Source organism: Arthrobacter sp. TMT4-20 (genome assembly GCF_054510775.1).
In genome coordinates, this window is record NZ_JBTNDW010000001.1 from 287622 (window position 1) to 304090 (window position 16469).

Sequence of the window (16469 nt, forward strand, 5' to 3'; positions counted from 1 at the left end):
TGCTATGAGCGACTGCTGTCATGAGCGGTTGTCATGCAATCCCAGCTCAATAGACACGGCTGTCCCGCCGCCCTCCCGTGGCGCCCACTCGATGGTGCCATCCAACTCGCTGGTGACCAAGGTCCTGACGATTTGAAGGCCAAGGCCCTCCTTGTGGTTTTCGTAGGGCAGGCCGATCCCGTCGTCGGCGACCGTGACGTTCAGGATTTCGTCGCCGTCGCTGCCCGTCCGTCGATTGGCGAGAAGCCACACCGTACCGGTTCGTTCCGCGAGCCCATGCTCCACCGCATTGGTGACCAGTTCATTGATCACCAGGGCCAACGGCGTGGCGAAATCACTGGGCAGTTCGCCGAATGACCCGGCGCGTTCGGTACGCACTACGTGGGCGGGGGACGCTACTTCAGCCGACAGCCGGAATTGCCGTGCGATCAGCTCGTCGAAGTCGACGCTCTGGGATAGTCCCTGCGAAAGGGTCTCGTGCACCAGGGCGATAGTCCCTACCCGGCGCATCGCCTGCTCCAGCCCCTGCTTGGCTTCGTCGCTCACCATGCGCCGGGATTGCATCCGCAACAATGCGGCAACGGTCTGCAGGTTGTTCTTCACCCGGTGGTGGATTTCCCGGATGGTGGCGTCTTTGGAAACCAGCTCCATCTCCCTGCGGCGCAGCTCAGAGACATCCCGACACAGCACCAAAGCGCCGAACCGGTCCTTCTCGTCGCGCAGGGGAATGGCCCGCAGCGACAGGCTCACACCACGTGATTCGATTTCCGTCCGCCAGGGCATCCTGCCAGTAACCACCAGCGGGAGGGTTTCATCGACCATGCGCCGGTCGGTGAGGAGCGAGGTGACTATCTCCGCTAAAGACCTGCCTTCCAGTGTCTCAACATCGCCGAGCCTCCTGAATGCCGAGACGCCGTTAGGGCTCGCATACTGAATAACTCCTTCGACGTCCAGCCGAATCAAACCATCGCCAACGCGTGGGGCCCCGCGCCGGGAACCGGTGGGGGTTGCGAAATCCGGCCACAGCCCGAGCGTGCCCATCCGCAGGAGATCGTGAGCGCATTGGCGGTAAGTCAGTTCAAGCCGCGACGGCATTCGGGAACTGGAGAGGTCCATATGTGTGGTGACCACCGCGAGGGTCCGACCGTTCCGCACCATCGGCACCGCTTCGACCCGCATAGCCATTTCGGTGGTCCAGTTCGTATCCCCGGACCGTTCCATCTTTTGGCTCATCCACGCTTTGTCGACCAGCGGAAGCAGATCGGCCCGGATCCGCTCCCCCACGAAGTCCGTGTGAAAGACGGTGTGGGAGGTGGACGGCCTTACATGGGCCAACGCTACGTACCCACCGTCGTCCAGGGGAAACCAGAGCGCAAGGTCGGCGAAGGCGAGATCAGCAACCATCTGCCAATCCCCGACCAGAAGATGCAACCATTCCGCATCGCCTGGTCCGAAATGCGCGTACTCACGGATCGGATCAGTGAATATTGCCACGAGCTTCCCGGCCCTACCGTCGGACGATCGACCGGAGCAACCGGAGCGCAACCGACAGCGACGCCATGTCGTCGCGTTCGAGGCGGTTGATCTCGGCGAACATGTGTCGGGCGCGCTCAAGCATTTCGGCGTTCTGCTGTTCCCAGGCGACGAGCCGATCCCCTGCTTCTGCCCCCTCCATGCTCGACGAAGCCTTCATCACCGAGACGGTCATATCGGCAATCGCCGAGTACAGATCGTCCCGTAATGCTGCCCTGGCCAGTGCCTGCCACCTGTCCCTGCGCGGAAGGGTGGTAATCCGCTCCAACAGGTTGTCGACAGCAAACCTGTCGTAGACGGCGTAGTAGACCTGCGCAATGCGTTCGACTGGTTCGTCGATTTGCTGGGTGATCAGGGCGACATCGAGCAGACCGAAAGACTCGAACTGTTCGGCCCAGTGCCGGGCAATATCGTCCGGCAAACCCCACTCTTCTGCGCGGGCAAACCACTCGTTGACCCGCTCCTTGTCCCTCCCACGCACGTAGTCAACAAGATGGGTGCGCAGCGGGTCCATCAGCGGCTTGAATGTCTCGATGTCGTCGGCCACTGACGTGCCCTGCCCGACATTGTTGACGAACCACCTGACGGCCCGGTCGAGTAGCCGACGCATGTCCAGATGCACGGCTGACCATCGTTCGGTCGGGAAACTCGCCGGAAGTTCGCCCAGCGCGTCCACCAAAGCATCGAGGTCGTAGATTTCGCGCAGCGCAACGAACGCCCGGGCAATCACCGGCCCTGACACCGAGGTCTCCTCCATCACCCGGAAAGCGAACGTGATACCGCCCAGGTTGATCATGTCGTTGGCGATCACCGTCGAGATAATCTCGCGCCGCAGCGGGTGAGTATCGAGCTGGCTGTCGAAGCGCTCTGCCAGCTGTTTGGGGAAGTACTCCCTCAGAGTGCTGCCGAACCACGGGTCGTCGGCCAGATCGCTATTGGTGAGGGCCTTGGTCAGTTCAATCTTGACGTAGGCTGCCAGCACCGACAGCTCGGGTGAGGTAAGCCCCTGTCCGCTCTCCACGCGAGTCCGCAGTTCCTGCGTGGTGGGCAGCGCTTCAAGTTCCCGGTTCAGGTCCGCGTTCGTCTCCAGCCAATCCATGAGGCGTTCAAAGCTGGGGCTCCATTCCAGAACACGCTGCCGATCGTTCAGGAGCAGAACGTTCTGGTCGATGTTGTCTTTCAGGACCAGCCGTCCTACCTCGTCAGTCATCGAGTGCAGGAATTCAGCGCGTTCCGCCGCGGGTAGCGCACCAGTCCGGACCATCCGGTCAACGAAGATCTTGATGTTGACCTCATGGTCCGAGCAATCGACGCCTGCCGAGTTATCGATCGCGTCGGTGTTGAGCACCACACCAGCCAGTGCAGCCTCGATGCGCCCCAGCTGGGTCATCCCAAGGTTTCCGCCCTCACCCACAACCCGGGCACGCAACTGGTTGCCATTGACGCGGATCGCGTCGTTGGCCTTGTCCCCGACTTCTGCATGGGTTTCGCTGGATGCCTTGACGTATGTGCCAATGCCGCCGTTGTACAGGAGATCCACCGGCGCACAGAGGATGGCACGGAGCAGCTCTGGCGGGCTCAACGTGGTTACTGACTCATCCAGCCCAAGAGCCGCACGTACCTGGGCCGAGATGGGCACAGTCTTGGATTGCCGTGGGTAGATCCCACCGCCCTCGCTGATCAGTGCCGCGTCGTAGTCCTCCCAGCTTGACCGTGGGAGGTCAAACAGCCGACTCCGCTCGGCGAATGATGCTGCCGCGTCTGGGGTCGGGTCGAGGAAGATGTGCCGGTGGTCAAACGCCGCAACGAGCCGAATGTGCTCGGACAGCAGCATGCCATTACCGAAGACGTCACCGCTCATGTCGCCGACGCCCACCACCGTAAACTCTTCGGCCTGGGTGTCGACGCCGAACTCGCTGAAGTGCCGTTTCACCGATTCCCACGCGCCGCGGGCCGTGATGCCCATCTGCTTGTGGTCGTAGCCGACCGACCCGCCTGAGGCGAAGGCGTCCCCTAACCAGAAACCATATTCGGCCGATAGCTCGTTGGCGATATCGGAGAACGCGGCTGTGCCCTTATCAGCTGCCACCACCAGGTAGCTGTCGTCGCTGTCATGCCTCACCACGCGGGGCGGAGGGACGACGGTTTCGCCGTCCTCGCCTGTCACCAGGTTATCGGTGATATCGAGCAATGCCCGGATGAAAGTGCGGTAGCTTGCCTGTCCTTCAGCCAGCCAGGCAGCACGATCCACCGCAGGATTGGGAAGCTGCTTCGCGAAGAAACCACCCTTGGCGCCAGTCGGAACGATCACCGCGTTCTTGACCGTCTGCGCCTTCACCAGACCGAGCACCTCGGTCCGGAAATCCTCGCGACGGTCAGACCAGCGCAACCCTCCGCGGGCGACCTTGCCGAACCGCAGATGGACACCTTCGACCTGCGGTGAGTACACCCAGATTTCGAACTTGGGCCGCGGGTGGGGTGCCCCGTCGATGGCCGAGGTGTCGAACTTGAAACTGACGTGGCGCTTGTCCTGGAAGTAATTGGTTCTCAGGGTTGCGCCGATCAGGTTTCCGAAGGTGCGCAGGACCCGGTCGGCGTCGAGCGTGGGAACCTGTTCCAGCCCGGACTCCAGGGTGGCCCGCGCACTGTCGGTGAGTGACTCCCGTTCGGCTTCGCTGAGGTCGGGGTCGAACCGGGCTTCGAAGAGCATCACCAGTGCGCGGCTGACCGCTGCGTTGGCGAGCAGGGTGTCCGCGACAAAACCGTAGGAGTTGGTGTTGCCCATCTGCCGCATGTACTTGGCATAGCTGCGCAGGATCACCACCTGGCGCCAGTGGAGGTTTTCGCGAAGGACCAGCCGGTCGAACGGGTCAGACTCGGAAGACCCAGCCACAGCTGCGGCGAACGATTCCTCGAGCAGCCGGCCGGTGCGAACAGGGTCAATGCCCGCCGGGTACTTCAGGCCCAGGTCATACAGGAAGAATTCCTTGCCGTCGGAGCGCTCAACCTCGAAGGGGCGTTCATCCAGCACCTCGAGTCCGAGGTTATGGAGGAACGGAAGGATCTGACTCAGGCTTTTGGGCTCCGTCAGGTAGAGCTTTAGTCGGGCGTCCTCCTCCAGTCGTTCGCCTGCTCCCTCGGGAACATACACGTGCATGACCGGCGCGGCTGGGGAGTTCTTCTCGCACCGTTCAAAACGTTCGATGTCCTGAAGGGCGTCCTCCACCTCGTAGTCGACCCGGTAGCTGGCCGGAAAAGCTTCAGCCCACAAACCCGAGACGTCCTCGGCAGTCCGCCGGTCGAACCGTCCACGGACCACCTCATCGATACCTTCGGACCAGGACCGGGCGGCGCCCACCAGCCGTTGCTCAAGCGCTGCCGGTTCCACCGGTGCAACCTCAACGCCCCGCGGCAGCCTGATACGGAAGAACAGCCGCGCAAGGGCAGATTCGCTGATCCGCGCCTCGTAGTCGATGGATTCGGCTTTGAAAGTCTGTCGCAGTTCCTGCTCAATCCGCAGGCGCACCCCGGTGGTGTACCGGTCACGTGGCAGGAAGACCAGTGCCGACATGAATCGGCCGTAAATGTCTGGTCGCAGAAAGAGCCGTGTACGGCGACGTTCCTGGAGCTTCAGGATCCCCATCGCCGTCGTGATCAGGTCCTGGACCTCGATCTGGAAAAGCTCGTCGCGCGGGTAGGTCTCGAGAATGGACAGGAGATCCTTGCCCGAATGCGAGTCGGGTGGGAAGCCGCACTGCAACAGGACAGCATTGACTTTGTCACGCACAATCGGCACGCCGCGCACCGAGCCGGTGTACGCACTGGTCGCGAAGAGTCCGATGAACCGGCGTTCGCCGTTGACGTTCCCCTGCGCATCGAATCGTTTGACGCCAATGTAGTCGAGGTAGGCGGCACGGTGGACCGTCGAGCGGGAGTTCGCCTTGGTGATGACCAGGGCTCGCTTCTCCCTGGCCTTGGCTTTGCCGGCGCTGGTAAGTTGCTGGACCTGACGTCCGCCGACGGGGTGCCTCAACAGCCCCAGGCCGTTCCCGTCTGCGATCCGCAGAACGTCCTGGCCGTCGTCGTCGGTCAGGAGGTCATATTCCTTGAACCCCAGGAAGGTGAAGTTTCCGGCATCCAGCCAGGTAAGCAACTCCCGGGCCTGGTCAAGGTCGGGGATGTCGGCGCCACCTGGAACAGAGTCGAGGGACGCGGCGATCTCGCGGACCTTGCTGCGCATGGCGGGCCAGTCTTCTACCGCTGCGCGTACATCGCCGAGAACGTTGGTCAGCCCGGCAATGATTTTCTGGCGACGGTTGTCGTCGAGGATCCGGCCTACTTCGACGGCGATCCATGACTCGATGTGGGCTGCAACGTCGCCGTCGGCGATCAAGTGTGAGACGTTGGGCAGAGCTGCTGTATCACCGCTGGACACGCCTGCCGAGGACGGTACCCGCTGCAATTTGTGCAGCGCCGCACTTGCCCGGTCCCGGGTGGCGATGAAGGTGGGGTGCATGACGAGCCGGATGGCCACCTGATGGCGCACCAGCTCGGCGGCCACCGAGTCAACCAGGAACGGCATGTCATCGGTCACGATCATGATGACGCTGGCGTCGGACTGGTCAAAGATGTCTACCGCCGCTTCACCAACCTGGCGGTTTTCGGCGAGGCCACGGTGTCGCAGGGCGCGCTCTTTGAGCGCTTCAGCTGTGTGTGCCTTGGCGTCCTCTTCAGCGAGATGTTCATAGTAGTGACTGATGAACTCTCCGGTAGAAGTGTCGGAACTTGGCTGGTCCGTCATGCTGGATCCAGACGACATGAAAACGCCTCCATAAAACGAATATTAAAGGCCGCTCCGTTGCGGCCCGTTACCCATGAGCCTAACGCCGTTGCGGGAAAACTTCACTTCGTTGTGGCCTGCTCCAAATGGCCAGCGCCGCAGTTGTTCAATCGGTACACCGGCAAGCGCTGCGATCCCCTCGCGTAAGGGTGATCGGGGTGCAGATTCCAGCAACACTGAACCTCCCAGAAGCGCGGCGTCGACGGTGGTGAAGTCCGCTGGCAGGAAGGCTTCCACCTGCTGAGCTGGACCAAACCGGTCCCAGGCTTCGCGGAGCTGACGCTCCGGTCCCCGGCCGACGGCGGCCGCCCGAACCTTGTTCAGGACCACCCGTGGGACAGTTCCCGGCACGGAAGCTGTCAGGTCCGCGAGCGCACGGACCAGGCGTGGCAGCCCGACGGCGTCTGCCGCGCCCACGGCGAAGATCGTGTCGGCCGTTTCCAGGCAACAGAGCGTGGCCGCATTCCGGCGGGGTGCGACGGTGTCGAAACTCAACTCCTCATCAGTTTCAAGGCAGAACCCGCAATCGATAACCGTCACATCGGCAACTTCACGAGCGAGCTCAAGCACCCGGGCCAGCGCCGCCGGCCGCAGTTCGGTCCAGCGGTCGGCCCGGGTAACGCCCGTCAGGACGCCAAGCCGAGAGCCCCGCACTGCTACCACCGTGATGGCCCGGCGTAGCCCTGCCCGGTCAAGCGACCCCTGATCCGCGAGCCGGCAGGCCTGCGCAATTCCTGCAGATTCGTCGAGGAGGCCCAGGGATGCAGCAACGCTGGCTCCATAGGTATCCGCATCGATCAGCAACACCGACCGTCCGTCAGCCGCGAGCTCGGCCGCAAGATTCACTGCCACCGTGGTGCGGCCGGGCGACCCCGCCGGCCCCCAGACCGCGAAAATCTCCCCGGTGCCGGTAGCCGTCACCTCCGCCGTGGGGGAGCCCTCGGGATCGACGTCGGAATCGAGCGCAGGCGTGGGATCGGTGTAGGACATCCCACCGGCCTGCAGGCTGCGGGAGCCACGCTGCTGATCACCGGCAGCCTCCACGGCTGCTTCAATTATTGATGCGAGGGTGACGGCAGCAACATCGCTTGTTGTGTGGCGAATGCCCAGCGCTTCGAGGCGGCTCCGGCTGTCGTCGTCGTCAGCCAGGGCGACGACGACGACGTCTGCGTTATCGAACCGATCGATCAGTGAAGAGGTCAGCTCCCCGGCGTCCGCCGACAGGATGACTGCGCGCGCAAGCCCGGTCTGGCATACCGCGATGACCTCCGCGAGGTTATTGCACCAACGGACCACCGTGACCGGGCCCCGCAGGTTCTCCAACCCGGTGACACACTCCCGGGCAGCGCTCCCGCCAGTAACCACGGGGAGATTCACGGCGAGCCGCCAGGGTTGAGGACGATGGCAATTCGCGCCTCGTTCAGCAGTGCGGCCAGCAGCTCGGGTAGCGTCTCGTCGCCTACGAGAACATGAACCAGGGTTGATCCAGTTCCCCCGCCGAGCGCTGACTCGGACACCGTCAACTCCGAGATTTCAGCAGCTTCCAGTAACTGGGTAGGGGGTTCCCAGGTGCCCCCCTCCCCCTCAAGCGACACCCAGACATCGACCCGTGACCCGGTGGCGGTTCCGGCCGGCAGCGGATCGTCAATGGTCAGGCCCACTGGTTTGCGGTCCAGCTCATCGGCGGCGCCCAGGGCGGCCCGCGGCACCAACTCACCCGCCCGCAGCAAGTGGGTGGCAACTGCATCTTCGGGGACCCCCTCATCGACCCCGAGATAGGCCAGCTGGAGATCATCCAACCGCACCGCAACAACTGTCAGGTCGGCGGAGGTTACCACCGCACCCACTGGTATATCCGAGCGGGCCGCGTAGACGCCGGTGGTTTGATCGGCGCTGCCCACCACGGCGGTAACAGCGGCGATGGACGCCAGCACAAGCAGGACGCCTACCAGGAGCCGCGGATCCTTCCACGACGGCTTCCTCAACCGGACCGGGGGCTCATCTCGTTCCGGGGTAACTGCCAATAGGCTCACGATGGCCTCCTACAGACTCCGGCCGCCCAACCGTCCAGCCCCCGGATATTTTTGACCTGATCCAGCAATTCTCGTGGACGACTGCCGCAAAATAAATCCTTTGGAGCCAAATGCTTCCAAACTGTGGATAATCCGGTGAAATCGCGGGCGGTGATGGCAAGATTGGAAGTCAGCGGTATCGAAGGTGCAAAGGTCCTGCGAAACATGGGACGAAAGGCGGAAGACGTGGCCGAGAAGAGGTTCCTAACCCTCGCTGATGTTGGTGAGGTGCTGAACATTTCGTCGTCTCAGACGTACGCCCTGGTCCGGTCCGGGGAGCTACCGGCCATCCAGATCGGTGGCCGCGGTCAGTGGCGGGTGGAATCTCACATCCTCGAAGAATTCATCGCCCGCGCCTATCAAAAGTCGGCCGCCGCGGTGCGGGAGAGCTCTTTCGGCCACGCCCGGGAAGATAGCACTCACTAGTGCTATCAGGGGCGGGACAGCACCGCCTCAACGTTACTGAACGGAATCAGGACCACACCCGCGACGCTGCCCTTGCGCCGCTGTTCCCCGAGCGGCACCGTTGCGAGCTCAAGGAAGTCCTTCCCCACCCGGTCAATAGTGCCGTCTAACCGAACCCCACCAATAGCAAGCTGCAGCGTGAGCAGGGTTCGGTCCCTGGCGAAGGCCCGGTAGACAGAGCCTAATCCCAGCCTCGTAGCCACCACGGAGGGCTCGGCGACGGCCTGTCTGCCCATACCCTCGACGGTACTCAGCGCGATGGCTGGAATCATCGCGGCGCCGGATCCGGTCGCCAATACTAGCCATTCAGATCCGACCTGCCGGACGACGCCACTGAACAAGGCTCCGCTGGGAGTCCGAATTCGCAGGGTGACACCCTGCTGTCCCCGGATGCGGTCCATCGCCGTAAGAGCCGCAAATTCCAGTCGAGACCGCTCGGTAATTTCGCCCTCCACGGCGATCAAGCGGGCCGCAGCGAACTGGGCCTCAAGGTCCTGGAACAAGGATTCCCACCGCACCGGGCCAGCCTAGGACTCTCTGCAAGCCGGGTCAAGGATAGACACCAAACAACATTAAGGTGTACAAACTACCTATACAGATTTAATAAAGCCTAAACAACATCAAACAACAACAAACAACCTACTGACGGTAGCCCAGCGTTCAGGAGAAAAGGTGAAAACTTTCAGCGAAAAAGCTGTTGCAGCGAGCATCCTGCTGCTGGGGGTGGGGCTTTACGCGTGCGGTCAGGTGATTCTAGCCAACGCCGGACCGCTCATCGGGTACCAGCGAATTGAAGGGCTGCTCGGCCTGGCAGCGGCCAGCGCTGGGGTGCTGGTGGTTGGGTGGTGGGTCGTTACGCTGGCTCTCGCCCTTTTGAGTGAGCTGCTGATAGGAGCGGGCTTCCGAAAGGCTGCAAGGGTGGCTGGGCTTTTCACCCCTGGCTTCATGCGAAGGCTTGCCGCCGCCATGGTGGGTCTGCACGTTCTCAGCGGAGTACCGGCGGCGCTGGGCGGAGAACTTCCAGGTCGCCTACTCACTGCGCCGATCGTGTCTGCCCCGGGCGATTCGGTACTTACATCCGGTGCGGAGCCGCGGCGGGATGAACCGCCCACCGTCAGACCACAGTGGAAACCTCTCCCGGCACCCGTCGACGGTCTCCCGTTGCTGCGGGGCCAGACTCGTGCTCCGGCACCAGCGGGCACGGATTCCGGCCTTCCGGTGATCACCGTTCGCCCCGGTGATTCGCTGTGGACTATCGCTGCGGCCCACCTCGGACCGTTCGCCACAGATGTCGAGATTGCCGACGCTTGGCCGCGATGGCATCTCGAGAATCGTGGAGTGATCGGCGACGATCCCCATCTACTCATTCCCGGCCAGTTGCTCCGGGTCCCTCCCACCGCGCGGTAGCCACGCCAGGAGCATCATGTTAACCCAGGCCCAACTAGTCCGTCCTCCCCTGGCCCCCGACCCGACCTCCGGTTCACTCACCGGGTCCGGTCCCGATCGCCAGGTCTCTGCCCCCACACCAACCATTGAGGAGCTCGCTGCAGCAACCCAGGTACAACGCATCACCCGTTCAGTGGTGCAGGCATCCCTCGAAGTCCTCGGTGGCTCCCGGCCACTGCAGCAGCTGGCCGAATGGCTGGATCCGCCCAGCTACGAACGTCTCCAACTTCGCGCCAATCTGGTCCGTAGCCTCAACCGGGGCGCATCCACTGGGCGCCCCGACCATCTGCTGCACCGGAATGTTTCGGTGCGCTCCGTGCGGATCTGTCGCATCACTGAAACCGTCTACGAAGCGTCCGCGGTTGCCTGTGAAAACCACAGAGCCCGCGCCGTCGCTCTCAGACTGGAGCGACGACGCGGGCACTGGAGGGTGACTGCCCTCGAGATCGGCTAGGTGCTACTTCTTTTTGCGCTTCGAAGCCGCACGGGCTTCGGCCCGGTTGCCGCCATTGGCTTCGGCCGTCTTCGCCGTACCGGAGCGCCGCTCCACCCGCGTTTCGACCTCGCCCTGCGCGTTCGGCGCCGAGAAGTTCAGGGTTGCTGGCCTTTCCGGGGCGTCGAGGCCGGCTGCTTTGATGGTTGGGCCCTGCACCAGGCCCCGACCATCAGCCACTCCTGGGAGCCCGGTGGGCGCGGGAGCAGCTACCTCAACGTCCAGGTTGAACAGGAAACCGATGCTTTCCTCCCGGATCGCTTCCATCATCGCCTGGAACAGGATGAACCCTTCACGCTGGTACTCGACCAGCGGATCGCGCTGGGCCATCGCCCGCAGTCCGATGCCTTCCTTGAGATAGTCCATCTCATACAGGTGTTCCTGCCATTTCCGACCGATAACCGAAAGGACCACCCGGCGTTCCAGTTCGCGCATGGTCTGCTCCCCCAGGGCCTCTTCGCGGGCCTGGTAGGCGACCTTCGCGTCCGACAGAATTTCGGCGTGAAGAAAATCCCGGGTGACCTTGGACGGGCCGCCAGCTTCGTCAAGTACCTCGTCAATGGTGAGGCTGATCGGGTAGAGCGTACGGAGGTTGGTCCACAGCTGCTCGTAGTCCCAGTCATCGCCGTGTCCCTGGGCTGTTGCTTCATCAACCATCGCTGTCACGACGTCTTCCAGGAAGAAACTGACCTTTTCATGCAGGTCACCGCCCTCGAGGATGCGGCGCCGGTCCCCGTAGATGGCTTCGCGCTGACGGTTGAGGACGTCGTCGTACTTCAGGACGTTCTTGCGCTGCTCGGCGTTCCGTCCCTCCACCTGTCCCTGAGCGCTCTCGATTGCTTTGGAGACCAGTTTGGACTCCAGGGCGACGTCGTCGGGCATGGTTGACGAATTCATGATTCGTTCGGCTGCACCGGAGTTGAACAGCCGCATCAGGTCATCGGTCAGCGACAGGTAGAAACGCGACCGCCCGGGATCGCCCTGGCGTCCGGAGCGACCGCGGAGCTGGTTGTCGATACGACGCGATTCGTGGCGCTCCGTGCCGAGCACATACAGGCCACCTAGTTCCCGGACCTCGTTGTGCTCTGCCTCGACCGAGTCCCGGGCGGCGATCAGCGCGTCGGGCCACTGGTTCTCATACTCGTCGGGGTTTTCCGCCGGGCTCAGCCCCCGCTTTTCCAGTTCGGCGATGGCGTTGAACTCGGCGTTGCCGCCGAGCATGATGTCGGTGCCACGACCGGCCATGTTCGTCGCCACCGTGACGGCCCCCTTACGGCCGGCCTGGGCCACAATCGAGGCTTCACGCGAATGGTTCTTGGCGTTCAGCACCTCGTGCCGGATGCCAGCTTTCGCGAGCTGCTTCGAAAGATACTCGCTTTTCTCCACGCTGGTGGTACCCACCAGGACCGGCTGACCAGTCTCATGGCGTTCGACGATGTCCTTGACGACGGCGTCAAACTTGGCAATCTCGTTCTTGTAGATCAGGTCCGACAGGTCGGCACGCACCATGGGCCGATTGGTGGGGATGGGCACGACCCCAAGCTTGTACGTGGCCATGAACTCGGCGGCCTCAGTTTCGGCTGTACCGGTCATTCCCGCGAGTTTTCCGTAGAGCCGGAAGTAGTTCTGCAGGGTGACCGTGGCGAGGGTCTGATTCTCGGCTTTGATCTCCACACCCTCCTTGGCCTCGATGGCCTGGTGCATACCCTCGTTATAGCGCCGCCCCGCGAGAATACGGCCGGTATGCTCGTCGACGATCATGACCTCACCGTTGAGGACCACATAGTCCTTGTCCTTCTTGAACAACTCCTTGGCTTTAATGGCGTTGTTCAGGAACCCGATCAGCGGGGTGTTGGCCGATTCGTAGAGGTTCTGGATTCCGAGGTAGTCCTCGACCTTTTCGATACCGTCTTCGAGCACTCCGACCGTGCGCTTCTTCTCATCGACCTCATAATCGGTGTCCTTGGTGAGCTTCTTGACCACCTTGGAGAACTCGGTGTACCACCTGTTGACGTCCCCGGAGGCCTGTCCCGAAATGATCAGCGGGGTACGCGCCTCATCGATCAGGATTGAGTCAACCTCATCGACGATGGCGAAGTTGTGGCCGCGCTGCACCAGTTCGGACGCACTCCACGCCATGTTGTCGCGCAGATAGTCGAACCCGAATTCGTTGTTCGTGCCGTAAGTGACGTCGGCGTTGTACTGCTCGCGGCGGGTCGCGGGATCCTGCTTGGAAAGGATGCAACCGCTGGTCATCCCGAGGAACCGGAAGACACGTCCCATCAGCTCGGACTGGTACTCGGCGAGATAGTCGTTGGTGGTGACAATGTGAACGCCCTTGCCAGTGAGCGCGTTCAGGAAGGCGGGGGCCACGGCGACCAGCGTCTTACCTTCACCGGTCTTCATCTCGGCGATATTGCCCAGGTGCAGGGCCGCACCGCCCATCAGCTGTACGTCGAACTGCCGCAGCTTCAGCGTGCGCGCCGATGCCTCACGGACGGCCGCGAACGCTTCGGGCAGTAGCGCGTCGAGTGTCTCACCGTCGGCATAACGCTGCTTGAGCTTGTCGGCCTCCCCCCGGAGGTCGTCGTCGCTCATCTCGCGAAACTCGTCCTCCAGGACGTTAATGGCGTCAGCATAATTTCGGAGTTTCTTCAGTGTCTTCTTATCGCCGGTGCGGAGGACTCGTTCAAGAAGTGATGGCACTGGTATTTGCTCCCAATCTAGGTGCGCCGAAATCTGGCCTGTTCAGTCTACGGGAGAGACGACTTATCCTGTCGAACTGGTGCCGCCAGAGCGTGCTATTCGTGGGAAACTGCCAGTTTCAGGGCCTTGGCCAGATCACCATTGGGCTCGACGACTACGTCATCGAGCCCAAGCCAGGTGGCCATGAGCCGTAGCTCGGCCGCCAGTTCGACGACGGTATCTGCTGGCGCGCCGGACTCGCTGTGGCTGCCGCGCACCAGAAGCTTTCCCGCAGCCCGGTCGGCCTTGAGATCCACCCGCGCTACCATCGCTTCACGTAATAGGAACGGCAACACGTAGTAGCCGTATCGTCGCGCGGAAGCGGGAGTGTAGATCTCAATCCGGTAATGGAATCCGAACAGTTCCGACAGTCTCCGGCGTTCGAACACCATCGAATCGAAGGGGCTGAGCAACGCCCTTCCCTCGGCTTTCCGTGGCAATACCGAGTTCACATGGCGGAAGGCTGGCCTGTTCCACCCCGTGATGGTGACGGGCTTGAGGATTCCACTGGCAATCAACGATTCGATGGCACCCGCTGTCGGTTTCAGCGGGAGCCGGAAATAGTCGGCAAAACATTTCAACGTCCCGACCCCGAGCGCGCGGGCCGATAGCTCGGTCAGGTGGAGGTGGGCCTCGGTTGGGTGGACGATTGCCAACGCCGCGCCGGGGTCCGGGAAGACCCGCTCCGTAAGTGCATATTTGCGCTCGAATGACGCGCTACGCCCGGCCGAAGAAACCTGACCCCGTTCGAACATGTCCTCCAGGACCCGTTTCACCGAATTCCAGTTCCAGCCCCACTGGTCCGTGGCCCGAGTCTCAATATGTCCCAACCGTTGTTGCAGTTGTGGAGCGGTTAGGGGACTGCTGACGGCGAGGACGTCGCGAATGCGGGAACGAAGCGATTCCCTCAGCCCTTCGGGCACTGAATGAGCCCCAACCCACCGGCGCTCCTGCAACGGACGAAGATAGGGAAAGAGCGTGGGTCTGATGAAGCTGGCTTCGTGCGCCCAGTATTCAACCATCCGGCGGGGGTGTGTGCTGGCTAGCCGATCGAGCTGGTCGCGGTCGTACTGACCCAGCCGGGCAAACAGGGGAAGGTAGTGACTGCGAATGAGGACATTGACCGAATCGATCTGCAGCAGCTGCAGCCGGGCAAAGGCAAGGCCCACCTGCCTCGCCGTAGCGGGGCCGACGGGCCTTACCCGTGCCAGTCCCTGTGCCTCAAGCGCGATGCGTCGGGCCTGGGACAGGGAGAGGACTGTGGTCACCCTTTGACCTTACTGGGGTCCTCTCCCCTGCCGGCTCAGGCCGACGCCGAGGCCGCCGCTTCCCGTGCCCGGTAGGCAAGGAGTTCCTCGCGCGGATCTTCAGTTCCCTCAGCGCACCGAGCGTCGAGGGTGATGACGCCGTAGGTCCAGCCCTGCCGGCGGTAGGCAACTGAGGGTGCACCGGTTGCCGAGTCGACGAAGAGGTAGAAGTCATGCCCCACCAGTTCCATGTTGTCGACTGCATCCTCGAGTGTCATTGGAGTGCCGGAGAAGACCTTCCGGCGGATCAGTACCGGCGAGTCGCCGGCCGGGATGTCATTCTCGATCTCGTAGCTGTCGACGACGCTGTCCTGGGCTTCCTGCGGGGCCTGGGTGGACTGCACTTCGAGGTACAAAGGGGCTGTGGTGCTGGCGGGTTCAAGATCAGCTGTGGCTTCACGAACGGCCATGGGGGTATGGCGGCCGTGGTGGACCTTCCGCCGGTCTCTGGCACGGCGTAGTCTCTCCAGCAGTTTGCTGTAGGCAAGGTCGAAAGCTGCAAATTTGTCGGCTGCTGATGCCTCGGCCCGGATCACGGGGCCCTTCGCCAGGACGGTAAGTTCGACGGTGAGCGCGCTATCCGCATTACGGGCGCTGGGCTCCTTGGTAACTTTCGCCTCTAGCCGCTGCACCTTGTCGCCAAGCTGCTCGATCTTGTCGATCTTGTCCTCGGCGTACTCACGAAAACGGTCCGAAACTGACAGATTTCGACCACTGATCAAAAACTCCATGGTGTCCTCCAAAATCCCTTAGGTGACACAACAGCGGCCGGGGAGTCGTGCTTCCAGCCGCTGTCGACGGATATCTAATTGTCCTCGAGATACCCATACCTCACGTTAGTTCACCCACCCCTGATATTCATCCTTCGGCGGTTGTTTTTTTCCGCTAATTTTGTTCGTTACATTCTTTCGGCACGCGACGGCGGCTCGGTGGCGGCAACCACTGCCGCCCCGGCCACCTCCGCTCCGGCCAACCGCAGAACCCGCGTCACTTCGGCAATCGTCGCCCCGGTGGTCAGCACATCATCAACCACCAGGCACACCGCCCCGGGGACCAGCTGCTGGCCCCGCCGCAGGGTCATGGTGAGGCGGACATTGGCGCGTCGCTGGGCCGATCCGAGGCCCTTTTGCTGCTGCTGCCCACCTCGGCCGGCGAGCGCTGACCCCAGTCGGACGGTTATGCCCCGGTACCCCACCAACCTGGCGGGCCGGCAGCCTGCGGGCAGCTCACCTCTTCGAACCAGCCCGTCAAGGAGCAGGCCGAGAGGATCGTACCCGCGGCGGCGCAGCGACGCTCCTTTTGCAGGCACCGGCACCAGAAGAATCTGTGCCGTTTCACCGCCCTGGCGGAGCCCCTCCACGGCCGAGTGCAGCGCTCCAGCGAGCGCCGTTTGCAGGGGTCTGCCCACATCGGTGCGGTGATGGTTTTTGTAGGCAAGCACCAACCGCGCGAGTGCGGACCGGTAATGGCCTCCTGCTGTGACCGGCAGTGGGTCACCGAAACCTGTGGCTGACTCCATGCGCCCCGGCACCTGAGGCAAGGCGGGCGCACCTCGTTCAACCCTGAGG

Annotated in this window: 12 protein-coding genes; 3 read left to right on the forward strand and 9 right to left on the reverse strand. The window is 62.6% G+C overall.

Annotation, left to right across the window (positions count from 1 at the left end; translation table 11 throughout):
* Window positions 1-18: 18 nt before the first annotated feature.
* From ACX80Z_RS01330 to ACX80Z_RS01345, 4 genes are read right to left on the reverse strand one after another with little or no spacing between them, the layout of a single operon-like run.
* A complete protein-coding gene (locus tag ACX80Z_RS01330) occupies window positions 19-1494 on the reverse strand; it encodes a sensor histidine kinase (RefSeq protein WP_019481726.1) in 1476 nt (491 codons plus the stop codon).
* A gap of 13 nt (window positions 1495-1507) precedes the next feature.
* Complete coding sequence (locus ACX80Z_RS01335; RefSeq protein WP_459314681.1) at window positions 1508-6352, reverse strand: NAD-glutamate dehydrogenase; 4845 nt, start codon at window positions 6350-6352, stop codon at window positions 1508-1510.
* Between the two features lie 24 nt (window positions 6353-6376).
* A complete protein-coding gene (locus ACX80Z_RS01340) occupies window positions 6377-7750 on the reverse strand; it encodes an AAA family ATPase (RefSeq protein ID WP_459314682.1) in 1374 nt (457 codons plus the stop codon).
* Window positions 7747-8406 carry a hypothetical protein gene (locus ACX80Z_RS01345; protein ID WP_459314683.1) on the reverse strand — a complete coding sequence of 220 codons (660 nt, stop codon included), beginning with the start codon at window positions 8404-8406 and terminating at the stop codon, window positions 7747-7749. The genes ACX80Z_RS01340 and ACX80Z_RS01345 overlap by 4 nt, the downstream gene beginning before the upstream one ends.
* 225 nt (window positions 8407-8631) lie before the next feature.
* On the opposite strand from ACX80Z_RS01345, the gene ACX80Z_RS01350 reads away from it, so the two are divergent.
* Window positions 8632-8871, forward strand: a complete 240-nt coding sequence (locus tag ACX80Z_RS01350; protein WP_024476745.1) for a helix-turn-helix domain-containing protein — start codon at window positions 8632-8634, stop codon at window positions 8869-8871.
* Window positions 8872-8876: 5 nt separating this feature from the next.
* On the opposite strand, the gene ACX80Z_RS01355 is transcribed toward ACX80Z_RS01350, so the two are convergent.
* Window positions 8877-9428 (reverse strand): hypothetical protein, encoded by a 552-nt coding sequence (locus tag ACX80Z_RS01355; protein ID WP_024476744.1) that lies wholly within the window; start codon window positions 9426-9428, stop codon window positions 8877-8879.
* A 154-nt stretch (window positions 9429-9582) separates the two neighbouring features.
* Here ACX80Z_RS01355 and ACX80Z_RS01360 point away from each other — a divergent pair, with 154 nt between their 5' ends.
* Window positions 9583-10317 carry a LysM peptidoglycan-binding domain-containing protein gene (locus ACX80Z_RS01360; RefSeq protein WP_459314685.1) on the forward strand — a complete coding sequence of 245 codons (735 nt, stop codon included), beginning with the start codon at window positions 9583-9585 and terminating at the stop codon, window positions 10315-10317.
* Between the two features lie 16 nt (window positions 10318-10333).
* Complete coding sequence (locus tag ACX80Z_RS01365) at window positions 10334-10810, forward strand: Rv3235 family protein (protein WP_459314686.1); 477 nt, start codon at window positions 10334-10336, stop codon at window positions 10808-10810.
* 3 nt (window positions 10811-10813) lie between these two features.
* Here the strand turns inward: ACX80Z_RS01365 and secA are convergent, their stop codons facing one another.
* The 4 genes from secA to ACX80Z_RS01385 form a co-directional block, all read right to left on the reverse strand.
* A complete protein-coding gene (gene secA, locus ACX80Z_RS01370) occupies window positions 10814-13555 on the reverse strand; it encodes a preprotein translocase subunit SecA (protein ID WP_459314687.1) in 2742 nt (913 codons plus the stop codon).
* Between the two features lie 95 nt (window positions 13556-13650).
* Window positions 13651-14862, reverse strand: a complete 1212-nt coding sequence (locus ACX80Z_RS01375) for a winged helix-turn-helix domain-containing protein (RefSeq protein ID WP_459314688.1) — start codon at window positions 14860-14862, stop codon at window positions 13651-13653.
* Between the two features lie 35 nt (window positions 14863-14897).
* Window positions 14898-15632, reverse strand: coding sequence for a ribosome hibernation-promoting factor, HPF/YfiA family (gene hpf, locus ACX80Z_RS01380; RefSeq protein WP_019481716.1), 735 nt, complete (start codon window positions 15630-15632; stop codon window positions 14898-14900).
* 167 nt (window positions 15633-15799) lie between these two features.
* Window positions 15800-16420: a ComF family protein gene (locus tag ACX80Z_RS01385; protein WP_459314689.1), complete on the reverse strand. Its 621-nt coding sequence runs from the start codon at window positions 16418-16420 to the stop codon at window positions 15800-15802.
* Between the last annotated feature and the right edge of the window lie 49 nt (window positions 16421-16469).

Coding starts and splice junctions, on each gene's coding strand:
- ACX80Z_RS01365 (WP_459314686.1), top strand. CDS start 10,334: ATGTTAACCCAGGCCCAACTAGTCCGTCCTCCCCTGGCCCCCGACCCG.
- hpf (WP_019481716.1), bottom strand. CDS start 15,632: ATGGAGTTTTTGATCAGTGGTCGAAATCTGTCAGTTTCGGACCGTTTT.
- ACX80Z_RS01335 (WP_459314681.1), bottom strand. CDS start 6,352: ATGTCGTCTGGATCCAGCATGACGGACCAGCCAAGTTCCGACACTTCT.
- ACX80Z_RS01385 (WP_459314689.1), bottom strand. CDS start 16,420: ATGGAGTCAGCCACAGGTTTCGGTGACCCACTGCCGGTCACAGCAGGA.